This window comes from Streptomyces sp. RKAG290 (assembly GCF_023701695.1).
Classification (GTDB): Bacteria; Actinomycetota; Actinomycetes; order Streptomycetales; family Streptomycetaceae; genus Streptomyces.
This window is the reverse complement of sequence record NZ_JAJOZC010000001.1, coordinates 4,727,538-4,741,637: the sequence shown is the minus strand read 5'-3', so window position 1 is coordinate 4,741,637 and position 14,100 is coordinate 4,727,538. Positions and strand designations below refer to the sequence as shown.

At 70.0% G+C, this 14,100-nt stretch carries 10 protein-coding genes, 1 tRNA gene and 1 pseudogene; 5 read left to right on the top strand and 7 right to left on the bottom strand.

The window, feature by feature from the left end:
- The first annotated feature begins 24 nt into the window (after positions 1-24).
- From LNW71_RS20895 to LNW71_RS20890, 3 genes are all read left to right on the top strand, one after another.
- Positions 25-582, top strand: coding sequence for an ATP-binding cassette domain-containing protein (locus tag LNW71_RS20895; RefSeq protein WP_374119435.1), 558 nt, complete (start codon positions 25-27; stop codon positions 580-582).
- Entirely contained in the window at positions 531-818 is a 288-nt protein-coding gene (locus LNW71_RS37000) for a hypothetical protein (RefSeq protein WP_374119532.1), read from the top strand. Before LNW71_RS20895 ends, LNW71_RS37000 begins: the two co-directional genes overlap by 52 nt.
- Before the next feature lie 165 nt (positions 819-983).
- Positions 984-1,742, top strand: a complete 759-nt coding sequence (locus tag LNW71_RS20890; protein ID WP_250969623.1) for an IclR family transcriptional regulator C-terminal domain-containing protein — start codon at positions 984-986, stop codon at positions 1,740-1,742.
- A 121-nt stretch (positions 1,743-1,863) separates the two neighbouring features.
- Here LNW71_RS20890 and LNW71_RS20885 read toward each other — a convergent pair whose 3' ends face one another.
- The 6 genes from LNW71_RS20885 to LNW71_RS20860 form a co-directional block, all read right to left on the bottom strand.
- Positions 1,864-3,477, bottom strand: coding sequence for a glycoside hydrolase family 13 protein (locus LNW71_RS20885; protein WP_250969622.1), 1,614 nt, complete (start codon positions 3,475-3,477; stop codon positions 1,864-1,866).
- A gap of 72 nt (positions 3,478-3,549) precedes the next feature.
- Positions 3,550-6,066 (bottom strand): CBM35 domain-containing protein, encoded by a 2,517-nt coding sequence (locus LNW71_RS20880; protein WP_250969621.1) that lies wholly within the window; start codon positions 6,064-6,066, stop codon positions 3,550-3,552.
- Positions 6,067-6,133: 67 nt separating this feature from the next.
- Positions 6,134-7,021, bottom strand: a complete 888-nt coding sequence (locus tag LNW71_RS20875; protein WP_250969620.1) for a carbohydrate ABC transporter permease — start codon at positions 7,019-7,021, stop codon at positions 6,134-6,136.
- Positions 7,022-7,032: 11 nt separating this feature from the next.
- Positions 7,033-8,022 (bottom strand): carbohydrate ABC transporter permease, encoded by a 990-nt coding sequence (locus LNW71_RS20870; RefSeq protein WP_285802858.1) that lies wholly within the window; start codon positions 8,020-8,022, stop codon positions 7,033-7,035.
- Positions 8,023-8,024: 2 nt separating this feature from the next.
- Positions 8,025-9,398, bottom strand: a complete 1,374-nt coding sequence (locus LNW71_RS20865; protein ID WP_250969618.1) for an extracellular solute-binding protein — start codon at positions 9,396-9,398, stop codon at positions 8,025-8,027.
- Between the two features lie 148 nt (positions 9,399-9,546).
- On the bottom strand, positions 9,547-10,557 hold the full coding sequence (locus tag LNW71_RS20860; RefSeq protein ID WP_250969617.1) for a LacI family DNA-binding transcriptional regulator: 1,011 nt from the start codon (positions 10,555-10,557) through the stop codon (positions 9,547-9,549).
- A gap of 165 nt (positions 10,558-10,722) precedes the next feature.
- Here LNW71_RS20860 and LNW71_RS20855 point away from each other — a divergent pair.
- Positions 10,723-10,796, top strand: a tRNA-Lys gene (locus LNW71_RS20855).
- A gap of 130 nt (positions 10,797-10,926) precedes the next feature.
- Positions 10,927-12,441 (top strand): MFS transporter, encoded by a 1,515-nt coding sequence (locus LNW71_RS20850; protein ID WP_250969616.1) that lies wholly within the window; start codon positions 10,927-10,929, stop codon positions 12,439-12,441.
- Here LNW71_RS20850 and LNW71_RS20845 read toward each other — a convergent pair.
- Positions 12,421-14,095, bottom strand: a pseudogene (locus LNW71_RS20845) (AMP-binding protein). The gene LNW71_RS20850 and the pseudogene LNW71_RS20845 sit on opposite strands and share 21 nt — an antisense overlap.
- Between the last annotated feature and the right edge of the window lie 5 nt (positions 14,096-14,100).

The window sequence follows — 14,100 nt, the reverse complement described above, 5'->3', positions numbered from 1 at the left end:
GCGGCCACGGCGCCCGAGGACGTCGTGCCGGTCTCCACCTCGAAGGACACCGGGCATCCGCTGGTCCGCTTCGACAAGGTCGTCAAGCAGTACGGCGACCACGTCGTCCTGGACCAGCTGGACTTCACGGTCGAGCGCGGCGAACACGTCACCCTGATCGGGCCCAGCGGCTCGGGCAAGACCACGATCCTGCGGCTGCTGATGACGCTGGAGCGGGTCAGCGACGGCGTGATCCGGATCAACGGCGACCCGCTGACGCACATGCAGGCGCCGAACGGCTCGCTGAAGCCGGCGTCGGAGAAGCATCTGCGCGAGGCGCGGAAGAAGATCGGGATGGTCTTCCAGCAGTTCAACCTCTTCCCGAACATGAAGGTGCTGCAGAACATCACCGAGGCGCCGGTCAACGTCCTGGGCATGGACCGCGACAAGGCGGAGACCCGGGCCCGGGAGCTGCTCGACCTGGTCGGGCTGTCAGGGAAGGTCGACGCCCACCCTCCCAGCTCTCCGGCGGCCAGCAGCAGCGGGTCGCGATCGCGCGGGCGCTGGCGATGGAGCCGGAGATCCTGCTCCTGGACGAAGTGACGTCCGCGCTCGACCCGGAGCTGGTGGCGGGCGTGCTGGAGCTGCTGAGCGACATCGCCAGGAACACCGACATCACCATGCTCTGCGTGACCCACGAGATGAATTTCGCCCGGGACGTGTCGGAGAAGGTGCTGATGTTCGACGCCGGGCGGGTCGTGGAGTCGGGTTCGCCGGAAAAAATCTTCTCCGATCCCGAACACGAACGCACACGCGAATTCCTCAACGCGGTGCTGTGACCTCGGTATCCGTCGCTCGCCCTTGACTCCGGCATATGCCGGACGGGTGCGCCCCAGCCCACGGCGCCGGGGCGCACCAGGGAGTCGTCAACAGCCCCCCACGTTCGGCCCTTGGCGGCTATCGTGGTGGCAGAGCTTGCGGTCACAACCTGCTAGGGGGAAACCGTGGCGTTGAAGCCCGAACCGACCGCGCCGTTCCATTCGGTGCAGTACGCCCTGCGCGTTCTCGAAACGGTCTCCAAGCACGGCAACGGTGTGACGGACACCCAGATCGCCCGGGAGACGGGACTGCCCGTCGGGCATCTCGCCTCCCTGCTGCTGATGCTGCGCCGCGAGGGGTACGTCGAGCAGGTCACCGACGGCGCGTACGTGATCGGTGCGTCGCTGCTGCTGCTCGGCTCGGGCGCCGCACGCAGACAGGCCGTGGAGGCCCGCCTCCAGCAGGCGCTGGTACAGCTGCGGGACTCGGTCGGTGCGGCGATCTACATCAGCCGGTACGTGGACGGCGAGATCCGGGTCACGCAGTACGCCGACGGCCCGGGTACCCCCGCGGTCAACGAGTGGGTGGACTTCCGGTCCGCGGCGCACGCGTCGGCGATCGGCAAGTGCCTGCTGACCCAGCTCGACCAGAACGGGCGGCGCGACCACATCTCGCGGCACAAGCCCGCGCGGCTGACGTCGCGGACCATCACGAGCGAGAAGGTCCTCTTCTCCAAGCTGGACAGCCAGCCGGCGACGGTCCCGGTCCTCGACCTCCAGGAGTACGCGGTCGGCACGGTGTGCGCGGCGGTGCCGCTGACCGCGGGTGCGTCGGCGGGGTGCCTGGCGCTCTCGCTGCCGGTGGAGGATGCGCATCGCTTGCGCGCGGCGGCGGATGCGCTGAACCGGCGTGCGGCGCCGATGCTCCTGTCCCTGGCCCTGTAGCCCTTCCGGGAGGCCCCCCGGTGGGGCTTTGTCCTCAATCGCCGGACGGGCTTGAAATCAAGCCCGTCCGGCGATTGAGGACGTCTTTCAGCCCGTCCGGCGATTGAGGACGCTCCCCCGCCTACAGTTCGAGCCACACCGCCGTGTCGCGCGGCAGCATGCCCGTGCCGTCCAGCGCGGCGCTGGCGAGCAGCACCTTCGCGCCCGCCGGCAACGGCACAGGCGCGCCCAGGTTGACCAGGCAGCGGAAGGAACCGGCGCGGTCGAAGCACACCGTGTCCGGGCCCGCGTCCACCCACGTCAGCTCCTCCGGGAGCCGGGCCAGCCGTTCGCCGCGCAGGGCCAGTGCCGCCCGGTAGAGGGAGAGGAAGGACTCCGGGTCTCCCTGCTGGGCCGCCACGGTCAGCGCCGACCAGTCCGCCGGCTGCGGAAGCCACGGCGCGTCGGCGCCCTCCGGGGAGAAGCCGAGCGACGCCCCGTCCGCCGCCCACGGCAGCGGGATGCGGCAGCCGTCACGGCCCCGGTCCCTGCCGCCGGACCGGGAGAACGTCGGGTCCTGGATGAGCGTGTCAGGCAGGTCCTGGACCTCCGGCAGGCCGAGCTCGTCGCCCTGGTAGACGTACACCCCGCCCGGCAGGGACAGCGTCAGCAGCGCCGCCGCCCGCGCCCGGCGCCGGCCGAGCACCGCGTCGCTCGGGTCACTCAGCCGCTTGTCGCCCATGTCGAAGGACGTGTCCGCGCGGCCGTACCGCGTGACGTGGCGGATCGTGTCGTGGTTGGACAGCACCCAGGTCGGCGGCGCCCCGACGGGCGCGTGCCCCGCGAAGGTGCTGTCGACGACCCCGCGCAGGGCCGCGGCGTCCCACGGGCGGCACAGGAAGTCGAAGTTGAAGGCGGAGTGCAGCTCGTCGGCGCGCAGGTAGCGGGCCGTCTGCTCGGCGGCCGGCAGCCAGACCTCGCCGACGAACGTCCGGTCCCCGTCGTACGAGTCGAGGATCTTGCGCCAGGACCGGTAGATGTCGTGGACCGCGTCGCAGTCCTGGTAGGGGAGGTCGGTGACGTCGGGGTCGGGGCCGACGTCCGGCAGGCCTGGCTTCTTCGCCAGCCCGTGCGCGACGTCGATCCGGAACCCGTCGACACCCCGGTCCAGCCAGAACCGCAGGATGTCCTCGAACTCCGCGCGCACCTCCGGGTGTTCCCAGTTCAGGTCGGGCTGTTCGGGCGCGAACATGTGCAGGTACCAGGGGCCCGCGCTGCCGTCGGCCTCGGTGACCCGCGTCCACGCACTGCCGCCGAAGTAGGAGGTCCAGTCGTTGGGCGGCAGTTCGCCGCCCTCGCCGCGGCCGGGCACGAACCAGAAGCGTTCCCGCTCCGGCGACCCGGGGCCCGCCGCCAGCGCGGCGCGGAACCACACGTGCTGGTCGGAGCAGTGGTTGGGGACCAGGTCGACGAGGACCCGCAGCCCGTGGCCGTGGGCCTCGGTGATCAGCTGCTCGGCCTCGGCGAGGGTGCCGAAGAGCGGGTCGATGTCGCGGTAGTCGGCCACGTCGTAGCCGCCGTCGGCCATCGGCGAGGTGTACCACGGGTTGAACCACAGGGCGTCCACGCCGAGGTCCCGCAGGTAGGGCAGCCGGCTGCGGACCCCGGCGAGGTCGCCGGTGCCGTCCCCGTTGCCGTCCGCGAAGCTGCGTACGTAGATCTGGTAGATCGCGGCGTGCCGCCACCAGTGGGTCACTGAGACTCCTTGCTCGGTAAAGGGGTGGTGCGGGCGGCCGCCGTCAGGGGCGGCCGCCCGCACCGGACGGGGCTACCAGCCGGTGTTGCCGGAGCCTCTGGTGATCGCGAAGCCGCCCGCGACGGAGAGTCCGCCGGCAGTGGCCCCGCTGACGGTGACGCCGGAGAAGGTCCCGGCTCCCGCGGAGTTGATCTCGATGCCGTACGAGCCGGCCTTGTCGATCTTCAGACCGTCGACCGTCACGGCACTGACGTTCTTCTGCCAGCTGATGAGCAGACCGCTGTAGGTGCTGTCGAGGACGTCGTTGCCCTGGAGGAGGACGGGAGCGGTGATGTCGGAGGAGTCGGCGTAGATCCAGAGCGCGCCGAGCTTGCTCTGCCAGTTGGGCTCGTAACCACCGGTGCGCGTCAGCGTGTTGCGCAGTACGGAGGTGGTGCCGCTGAACGGCACGGGGGCGAACCGGCTGCTGATCGCGATGCCGGAGGCGCCGGTGACCGTGTCGGCGAGGAGGTTGTCCTCGACCCGGTTGGCGTGGCCGCCGTAGATGCCGACCGTGTTGGCGAGGAGCGGGAGCTGCACGGTGTTGAAGCGGAACGCGCAGTCCGTGACGGCCTGCGACTCGGAGAACATCGCGAGTCCGTCGTCGCCGGTGTTGCGGACGCTGGACTGCGAGACCTCGCTGCCGCTGGTGCCCTTGTGGAGGTTGACGCCGTCCGCGAAGGTGTCGCGGATGCGCAGCCCGGTGGCGAGGAGGCCGGTGGTCGGGGCGTCGATCCAGAGGCCGACCTTGGTGTGCTCGATCCAGATGTTCTGCAGGGTCGAGCCGTTGCCGAAGTCACCCTCGATCGCCGCGTCGAAATTGGCGTCGTCCCGGTAGGAGACGTCACCGGCGATCATCAGGTCCTGGACGTTGCTGGTGCCACCGCGGCCGAAGAGCCCGCCCTTGCCGTTCTTGCCGCGCAGCACGGTGTACCACTGGCCGGCGCCGCGCAGGTCGGCTCCGGTGAGGTCGACGTGCCCGGAGATGTCGTAGGTGCCGGAGGGCAGCCACAGCCCCTTGCCCTGCGAGGTGGCGGTGGAGAGGGCCGAGTTGAGGGCCGAGGTGTCGTCCGTGGAGTCGCCCGGGGTGACGCCGAGGGTGGTGGCGGAGACGAAGCCGGTGGCGGGCATGGTGAGCGCGGCCGGGACGCTCTCGGTCTCGACGAGGTCCAGGGTGTACGAGGCGGCGGTGTCGCCGGCGTCCTTCTGGAACTTGAGCACGGTGCCGGCCGGGAGCTCGCCGGTGAGCAGGGTGCGGGTCTCGTCGAAGAAGTGGTGGCCGGAGCCCTGGGACGGGTCGTTGTTGTAGGGGTAGCCGCCGTACACCCAGCTGTACTTGGAGCTGAGCGGCAGGTCCTTGAGCTCGCTGCCGTTGGCGTAGACGCTGAGCGTGGCAGCGGTGCCGGTGCCTGCCGCGTTGTCCGGCAGCGAGTAGCGCAGGGTCAGCGCGTTGGCGGGCTTCGTCAGGGTGAACTGGACGTATTCGCCGGTCTGGTCGAGGACCACGGCCTTGCGGCCGGACGCCTCGGACGGGACGGTGAGGTAGTTCCGGTCGGGGCCGATCGTGCCGGCGTTGGTGCTGCCGCTCTCCGCCTCGTAGGCGGTGTACGGGAGGGTGGCGCCGCGGGTCGCTGCGGCAGTGGAGCCGGTGACGCCGATGCCGTCGAGCTGGTAGTTGCCGTTGTCACCGGCGGCGGTGCGCAGGGTGACGCTGTTGAGCGCGGCCCGCAGGGTGACGTCGGTGTTGACAGTGGCCCAGGTGCCGCCGGTGCCGGGCAGGGTGAGCCGGCGGACGGTGGCGCCGTTGGCGAGGAGCGTGACGGTGGCGGCGGCGCTGTCCGCGGTGCGGTAGCGGACCGTCAGCGGGTAGGTGGCCGCCTTGGGGGCGTTGACGGAGAAGACCGCGCGGGCTCCGGCTCCGGTGAAGCCGGAGAGGTAGGCGCTGCCCTCGTAGCCGGTCGCGGCGGTGGCCTTGGCGGCGCCGCCGGAGACGAAGGCGTCCTCGGCCTGGTGAGTCAGGGTGGTGGGACCCGGGTCCGTGGGGGTGGTGGGGGTGGCCGGGGTGACACTGTCGAGGTTGACGTTGCCGCTGTCGGACGTGGTGAACGTCCAGGCGACGGTGTTGGCGCCCGCCTTGTAGGTGACCGCTTCCTCGTGGGTGACCCAGGTGTCCCAGTTCGCCGTGGCGGCCAGGCTCACCTGGCGGACCTTGGCGCCGTTGACGTACAGGCTGAGAGTCATCGTGGCGGTGGTGCCGTTGGCGTACCGGACGGATACGGAGCCGGCACCGGCCGCCCCGGACTGTACGGCGAACGAGACGGATGCCTTGCCCTTGTTGGCGTCGGTGAAGCCGCCGACGAAGCCGCTGCCCGTGTAGCCGGGGTGCTCGGTGGAGACGGCGGCGCCGCCGGAGAGCTGTGCGGACTCCGCTTCGAGCCTGGCGTCGGCCGCCTGTGCCGTCGCCCCGTACAGCAGGACTCCGAGCATCGACAGGAGCAGCGGCAGTACGGTCCGCAGGGCGTGGGAGCGCTTTCTTGGTGCAGGAGACACGGCAGTGTGTCCTTCCTGTGTGGGGGATTCCCGGGGGTGGTGGTGCCCCGAGGGGCACGAGAGGGGGTCAGCCCTTGAGGCTGCCCGCGGTGAGGCCCGCGATGATGTGGCGCTGGAAGATCAGGAAGAGGACGAGCAGCGGCACGGCGGCCATGGCCATGCCGGCCAGCAGCTGGTTGGCGGGCATGAACTCCGACAGCCTGTTGAGGGCCACGGTGATCGGCTGCCGGGCCTCGTCGGGGAGGACGAGCATCGGCCAGAGGAAGTCCTTCCAGACGCCGACGATCGCGAAGATCGAGACGACGGCGAGCACCGGCCGCGACAGCGGCAGGACGACCGAGACCAGGACCCTGAGCGTGCCGGCACCGTCGATCCGTGCGGAGTCGAGGAGTTCGGCGGGGATCTGGTCGAAGAACCGCTTCAGGATGAAGATGTTGAAGGCGTTGGCGGCGGCGGGCAGCCAGATCGCGAACGGCGTGTTGATCAGGTTGACGTGCAGGAGCGGCACGTCGACGACCGTCAGGTACGTCGGCACGAGCAGCGCGGACACCGGCAGCATCAGGGTCGCCAGCATCATGCCGAGGACCACGTTGCCCAGCAGCGGCCGCAGTTTGGACAGCGCGTAGGCGGCGGAGACGTCGACCAGCAGCTGGGTGAGCCAGGCGCCCAGCGCGAGGATCAGGGTGTTGAGGAAGTAGTGCCCGAGTCCGACGTTGGTCCAGGCGTCGGTGTAGCTCTCCGGGTGCCAGCTCTGCGGGAACATCGTGGGGTTGGGGTCGGCAAGTTCCGCGGACGACTTCATCGCGCCGGTCGCCATCCAGTACAGCGGGAAGACGAAGGTGAGGGTGAAGCCGATCAGGGTGAGGACCAGTACGAAGCGGTAGAGGAGCCGGCCGGTGCGGCGGTTCATCTCGGCGGGTGCGATCAGGGTGCGTACGGGGGTTTCGGCGGCCATGGCGGTTCCTCTCAGCCCTTGGTCCGGGTCAGGCGCAGGTAGACGCCCGCGAAGAGTCCGAGCACCACGAAGAGCAGCGTGCTCATGGCGCTGGCCAGGCCGAAGTCGTTGTAGACGAAGGCGTAGCGGTAGAGCAGCAGGAGCACGGTGACGGTGGCGTCGTCGGGGCCGCCGCCGGTGAGGACGAAGGGTTCGACGAAGACCTGCATCGTGCCGATGACCTGGAGCAGCAGCGTGATCATCAGGATGAAGCGCATCTGCGGGATGGTGACGTGCCACAGCCGCTGCCGGATGGACGCCCCGTCCAGCTCCGCGGCCTCGTAGAGCTCGCCGGGGATGCCGCCGAGCGCCGCCAGGTAGATCAGGGTGGTGGTGCCCATGTTGGCCCAGGTGGAGACGAGGACCAGGGAGACCATCGCGAGGTTCTCCGACTCCAGCCACTGCTGGGCGGGGAGGTGGAAGACCCCCAGGACGTTGTTGAACAGGCCGGGGCCCGGGTCGTAGAACCAGCGCCACAGCAGCATGGTGACGATCGGCGGCAGCATGACCGGCAGGTAGACGGTCATGCGCAGGTACGAGCGGCCGTGCCGCAGCTCGTTCAGGACGACGGCGGTCGCGAACGGGGCCGCGAAGCCGAAGACCAGGGCGAGCAGGGTGAAGTAGCCGGTGTTCTTCCAGGCGGTGAGGAACAGCGGGTCGTCGACGAGCCGCTGGAAGTTGTCCAGGCCCACCCACTGGGCGGGCTGGGCGAAGGTGACCTGCTGGAACCCCAGGAGGGCGCCGCGCACGATCGGGTACCAGGAGAACACGGCGAAGCAGAGCACACCGGCGGCGAGGAAGAGGTACGCGACCAGGTTCTCGCGGACCGCACGGCGCAGCCGGGAGCGGCCGGGCCCCGCTGCGGTGGTACGGGCCGGGGCCGGGGGCCCGGCGGCTGCCGGGCCCTCCTGCTCCTGGCCGGTGCTCTTCGCCACGGCGGAGGAGAGCGGCGACACGGTCATGGTCACTTCACCGAGGCGAGGATGGCGTCGGCCTTCTTCGCCGCTTCGGTCAGCAGCTGGTCGATGTCCGCGTCCTTCTTCGTCAGCACGGACTGCATGACGCCGTCGAGCACGGTGTAGAGCTGCTGGGCGTTGGGCGGCTCGACCTTGGTCGCCACCTGGGAGTTGCGGTCGACGAACGGCTTGTAGTTGGCGACCGGGGTGTTGGCGTACTTGGCGTGGATCCGGTCGATCTCGGCCTGGGTCTCACCGGCGAACAGCCGGGGCTGCGGGAGCCCGATCGGCACGCCGTCCGTCTTGGACCGCTTGCTGTCCACGTTCTCCCGCTCGGGACTGCGCAGGTACTTCCACTGCACCCACGCGAGGCCGGCCTTGATCTTCTCCGGGGATGCCTTCGGGTTGAACATGAAGCCGTCGCCGCCGCCGAGCGTCGCCGTGCCGGGCATGGCGGCCAGGCCGTAGTCGTCGTAGCTGCGCTCGAACTGCTTGACGATGGTGGGGATGTTGTCCGGTCCCGCCATGTACATCCCGAGCTTGCCGGAGCCCATCATCTTCTGGACGTCGGCTATCTCCAGCAGCTGGCGCGTGCCCATGCTGTTGTCGGTCCAGCGCATGTCGTGCAGGGCCTGGAGGGCCTTGCGCCCGGCGTCGCTGTTGAAGGCGGCCTTCCACTTGCCGTTCTGCTGCGTCGCGACGTCGCCGCCCATGGAGTAGATCCAGGAGGTGAGGTGCCAGCCGCCCTGGTTGTTCTTGCTGTAGTCGGCGTAGCCGACCGTGCCGTCGCCGAGCGCGCTGATCTTCTTGGCGGCGGTGCGGACCTCTTCCCAGCTGGCCGGCGGCTTGTCGGGGTCCAGACCGGCCTTCTTGAACAGGGCGCGGTTGTAGAGGAGCCCGAGCGAGTAGTTGCCGGTGGGCAGGCCGTACGTCTTGCCGTCGGCGTCCTTGAAGACCTTGAGCAGCGCCGGGTCGATGTCCTTGGAGAACGGCACGTCGGCGATGTACTTGCTGATGTCGGCGGCCTGGCGCCGCTGGATCAGCCCCGCGGGGTCGGTGAAGTAGACGTAGTAGACGTCCTCCAGCTGACCGCCGGCGAGCTTCGCCGCGAAGGTCTTCGGGTCCATCTGGCCCTCGCGGGCATCGATCTTGATCTTCGGGTGGCTCTTCTCGAAGGCCTTGACGTCCTCCGTGAAGTTCTTGCGGTCGACCGGCTGGGTCTTGGCCGGCATGCCGTTGACGCTGATCGTCACCACACCGTTCTTGTCCACGCCGGAGGACGAAGAGGCGGAACCACCGCAGGCCGTGAGGGCGAGGGACAGGGCGACGGCCGTCGCCGAACCGAGAACCTGACGCCTGCTGATGCCGGACAAGCCATCCATGCGAATCGTGCCTTCCTGGGTGAACCGCGGGGCTGTCGGACCCCGAGCGCTTGAAGCTGCGCTGAAGGTAGAAGCCGGTTACGCAAGAAGTCAATGCATCTACGCAAGAAAGTAATCTTCTTGACCTTCGGAGGTAATCCAGGGGTGCTCAGCGGGGGCGGGCGGCAGTCGATCCGCGGACGATCAGCTCGGTGTCGAACATCATGAGTTCGTTTGCACTGGCATGGCCGTCGATCTGGGCCACGAGGGCGGCCACCGCGGCCGTCGCCATCGCCTGGATGGGCTGCCTGGACGTGGTCAGCGGCGGCTCGGTCGCCACCATGAAGGGGGAGTCGTCGAAGCCCACCACCGAGAGGTCCTTCGGCACCGAGAGCCCCTGGCGGCGGGCGCCCCGCACCGCACCGAGCGCCAGCGCGTCGCTTGCGCAAACGATTGCGGTGACCCCTTCGGCGAGCAGTCGGGGCAGCGCGGTGGCCCCGCCCTCCATGGTGAAGAGCGCATGCGCCACCAGCCGCCGCCAGTCGTCCGGGGCACCCCCGCGACGGCTGCTGAAGCTCGCGAAGCCGGCCAGCTTCCGGGCCGAGGGGACATGCCCGACCGGCCCGAGGATCATCCCGATCCGCTCGTGCCCCAGCGAGGCGAGATGGGTCAGCGCCTGATCGGCGGCCAGCGCGTCGTCCACCCGGACCTGGGCCACGCCCAGGTTCTCGTCGGCCGCGTTGAGCAGCACCATCGGCACCTTGCGCTCCCGCAGCGCCCGGCCGTGCTCGGGGCCCGCGTCGGCGTAGCTGGCGCCGATGAAGACGATGCCGCCGATGTTCTGGTCCAGCAGCATCTCGATGTAGTGCGCCTCGGAGACCCCGTCGGCGGTCCGGGTGCACAGCACGGGTATCAGGCCGCGCTTGTTGAGCAGCCCGCACAGGGCCTCGGCGAACGCGGAGAAGATCGGGTTCTGCAGGTCGGGCACGACCAGTCCGATCAGTGCGGCGCGCGGGGCGCGGTAGCGCAGCGGCCGTTCGATGCCGCACACGTCCAGCGCGCTCAGCACCGCGTCACGGGTGGTGCTCGCCACGTCCTGGCTGCCGTTGAGGACGCGGCTGACCGTCGCCTCGCTGACACCCGCGAACTCGGCCACCTGGGAGAGTCGTCGTTTCGTCACGAGCTCACCCTACAAAGGTCTACGCAAAAAGAAAGATCACTTACGAAAGAAAGTGACTTTCTTGGAAAGCGGGCCGCCTCCGGGGCCCCTGCGGCCGGCCCGGAGGGGTCGGGGACACGTGTCATCGGCACCCCTGAGGACCAGGTATTATTTTCGAGTCAGCAGGCGCCGCTAGCTCAGTTGGTTAGAGCAGCTGACTCTTAATCAGCGGGTCCGGGGTTCGAGTCCCTGGCGGCGCACAGACAACGCACGAGGCGGTCCCCGTTCCACGGGGACCGCCTCGTGCGTTTTGCGCTGCCCTCACTGATGTACAAATGTTTTACACATCCGTACTAGACAACTGTTTTATACGCTCGTATATTTCCTGGCATGACAACCCCTACGGGCACCACCACCGCCCCCGGCGAGCTCGCCGGCCGCAAGGAGTGGACCGCCTTCGTGGTCCTCCTGCTCCCTCTTCTCCTGGTCTCGATGGACGTGTCCGTCCTCTTCTTCGCGATCCCGTCCATCGACCGGGACCTCGCCCCCAGCGCCACCCAGCAGCTCTGGATCTTCGATGTGTACGCCTTCGCGCTGGCCGGCCTCCTGATCACGATGGGCTCGCTCGGCGACCGGATCGGGCGCCGCAAGCTGCTGATGATCGGCGCCTTCGCCTTCAGCGCGGCCTCCGTCGGCGCGGCCTACGCCTCCAGCGCCGAGATGCTCATCGCGGCCCGCGCGCTGCTGGGGATCGGCGGGGCGACGCTCATGCCGTCGACGATGGGCCTGGTGCGGAACATGTTCCGCAACGAGCGGCAGCGCAGCCGGGCCGTCGGCATCTGGTCCGGTGCCATGGCGGGCGGGATCGCCCTGGGCTCGGTGCTCAGTGGCGTCATGCTGGAGCACTTCTGGTGGGGCTCGGTCTTCCTGATCAACGTCCCGGCGATGGTGCTGCTCCTGGTCCTGGTGCCGGTGCTGGTGCCCGAGTTCAAGGACCCCGATCCGGGCCGCTTCGACCTCCTCAGCGTGCCGCTGTCGATGGGTTCGGTGCTGCCGGTGGTCTACGGGGTCAAGGAGAGCGCCGCCCACGGCATGGACCTGCGCAACGGGCTGATCGTCCTTGCCGGGCTCGCCGTCGGGTGGGCCTTCGTCCGCCGGCAGCGCGGCCGCGCCGACGCGATGATCAGCCGGGAGCTGTTCCGCGGCCGCGGTTTCGCCGCCGGGATCGGTCTGAACGCGCTGGCCGCCTTCGCGATGATGGGCTCCGCCTTCTTCACCACCCAGTACCTGCAGTCGGTGCTCGGCATGAGCACGATGGAGGCCTCACTGTGGAGCCTGGCACCGTCGCTGGCGGTCGGGGCGGCGGCTCCGGCGGCCACGGCCATCGCCCAGCGGACCGACCGCAGCCGCGTCATCTGCGCCGGATTCGTCATCGCGGCGGCCGGGTTCGGGATCCTCGCCCTGTCGGGCACGGACTCGCTGTGGCTGCTGCTCGTCGGCTCGGCCGTGATGAGCAGCGGCATCGTGACCGTCATGGCGCTCGTCTCGGACCTTGCCCTGTCCACCAGCCCTCCGGAGAAGGCGAGTTCGGCCGCCTCACTGCTGGAGACCGGGCAGGAGTTCGGCGGGGCGATGGGGATGGCGCTGCTGGGCGCGGTGGCGACGGCGGTCTACACGGCCGACATGCCGGACTCGGCGCCGGACGTGGCCCGCAGGACGCTGCCGGGCGCACTCTCCACCGGCGACGGTTCGCTGATCTCGATCGGGCGCGAGGCCTTCGTGCACAGCATGAGTTACGCGTCCGCCGCGGGTGCGCTGCTCCTGCTCACCGGGGCGGTACTGGCGGCGACGCACCTGCGGCGGGCGGTCCTCTCAGACAGCCTCTCAGGCCCGTCCGGCGTCTGAGGACAGCAGTCCGGAGCGCCCGTGGGCCTCGAACTCGCCGGTCAGGGCGGCCAGCTGCTCCTCCCCGAACGGTACGTACGCACCCTCCGGGTCCCGCCACCACGTGGCGGGACCGGACCGAAATCCCTCCAGCCGCAGCCGGGCCCGGTGCACCTTGTTCGTCGCGGTCACCGGCATCGCGCGCACGATCCGTACGAACCGGGGTGCCATCTTCGTCCCCAGGTCGGGCTGGTCCCGGAGGAAGGCGGCGAACGCCGCCGGATCGAACCCGGCCCCTTCGCGCAGTGCCAGCGCGGCCATCACCTGGTCCCCCGCGACCGGGTCGGGCACCGCGTAGACCGCCACGGCCGCCGCGTCCGTCCAGCGGGCCAGGATGTTCTCGATCATCGCGGCGGCCAGGTTCTCGCTGTCGACCCGCAGCCGGTCCTCGGTGCGGCCGGCGAAGTAGAGGAAGCCGTCGGGGTCACGGAAGAAGAGGTCGCCGGTCCAGTACCAGCCGCCGCGCAGCCGCGCGGCGTCCGCCTCCTCGTTGCGCCAGTAGCCCTCGAAGGGCGTTTGGCCGCGGTTGACCAGCTCCCCTATCGAAGCGGCGCCGTTGACCAGCTTCCCGCCCTCGTCGAAGACCGCCGCGACCCGCTCCCGGCCCGTCCGCGGGTCGACGACCGCGAGATCGTCGCGGTCCGACGCCCGGCCGATCGCCCCCGCCGGGGTGTCCGGGGTCCGCTGGATCGCCGCCCCGCCCTCCGAGGAGCCGTAGCCCTCGACGAGCCGCACCCCGAACCGGTCCAGGAAGCGGGCCGCGTCCACGGCACCCGCCTCGGTGCCGAAGCCGGTCCGCAGCGAGTGCTCGCGGTCGTCGGGGCGCTCGGGGTGGCCAGCAGATACTGCACGGCGCGTCCGACATAGGTGAAGTACGTGGCCCCGTGCGCGCGTACGTCGGTGAGGAAGGCGGAGGCCGAGAAGCGGCGGCGCAGGGCGACCGCGGCGCCGCCGGCCAGTGCGGGGGCCCAGTCGGCGATCACCGCGTTGCCGTGGAACATCGGCATGCAGATGTAGTGGACGTCCTCACGCCGGACACCGAAGTGGTCGACGAGCGACCGGCCGGCCGCGGCGAGCCGTCCCTGGGTGCACACGGCGGCCTTGGGCGCACCGGTGGAACCCGAGGTGAAGTAGAGCAGCATCCTGGTTCCGGGCCCGGGGGCGGCGAGGACCGTGTCGCCCGGTTCCGCCCCGGCGTAGGGGCGAGCAGCCCGGCGTACTCCTCGGTGTCGGTGACCAGCACCCGGACGCCCGGCAGTGCCAGGCCGTCGAGCAGCGGAAGATGCGCGCGCTCGGTGATCAGCACCCGGCATTCGGTGTGCATGATGTCGCGGACCAGTTCGGCGCCGCGCCGGGTGGGGTTGATGCCGGCGACGGCGGCCCCGGCCAGGGCCGCCGCGCTCAGCCAGAGCGGGAATTCAGGGGTGTTGTCGAGCATCACCCCGAGGTGCGGTTCACTGCCCGCCGGCAGCAGATCCGCCAGGAGCGCGGCCCGTGCGGCAGCGCCCGAGGCGACCTGGTGGTGACTGAGGACGGTGTCCTCGTGTCTCAACCCGGGCCGGTGGTCGCCCCATTGGCGCTGTACGAGCTCCGCGACGGTGCCTGCGCTCCTCATGGCGC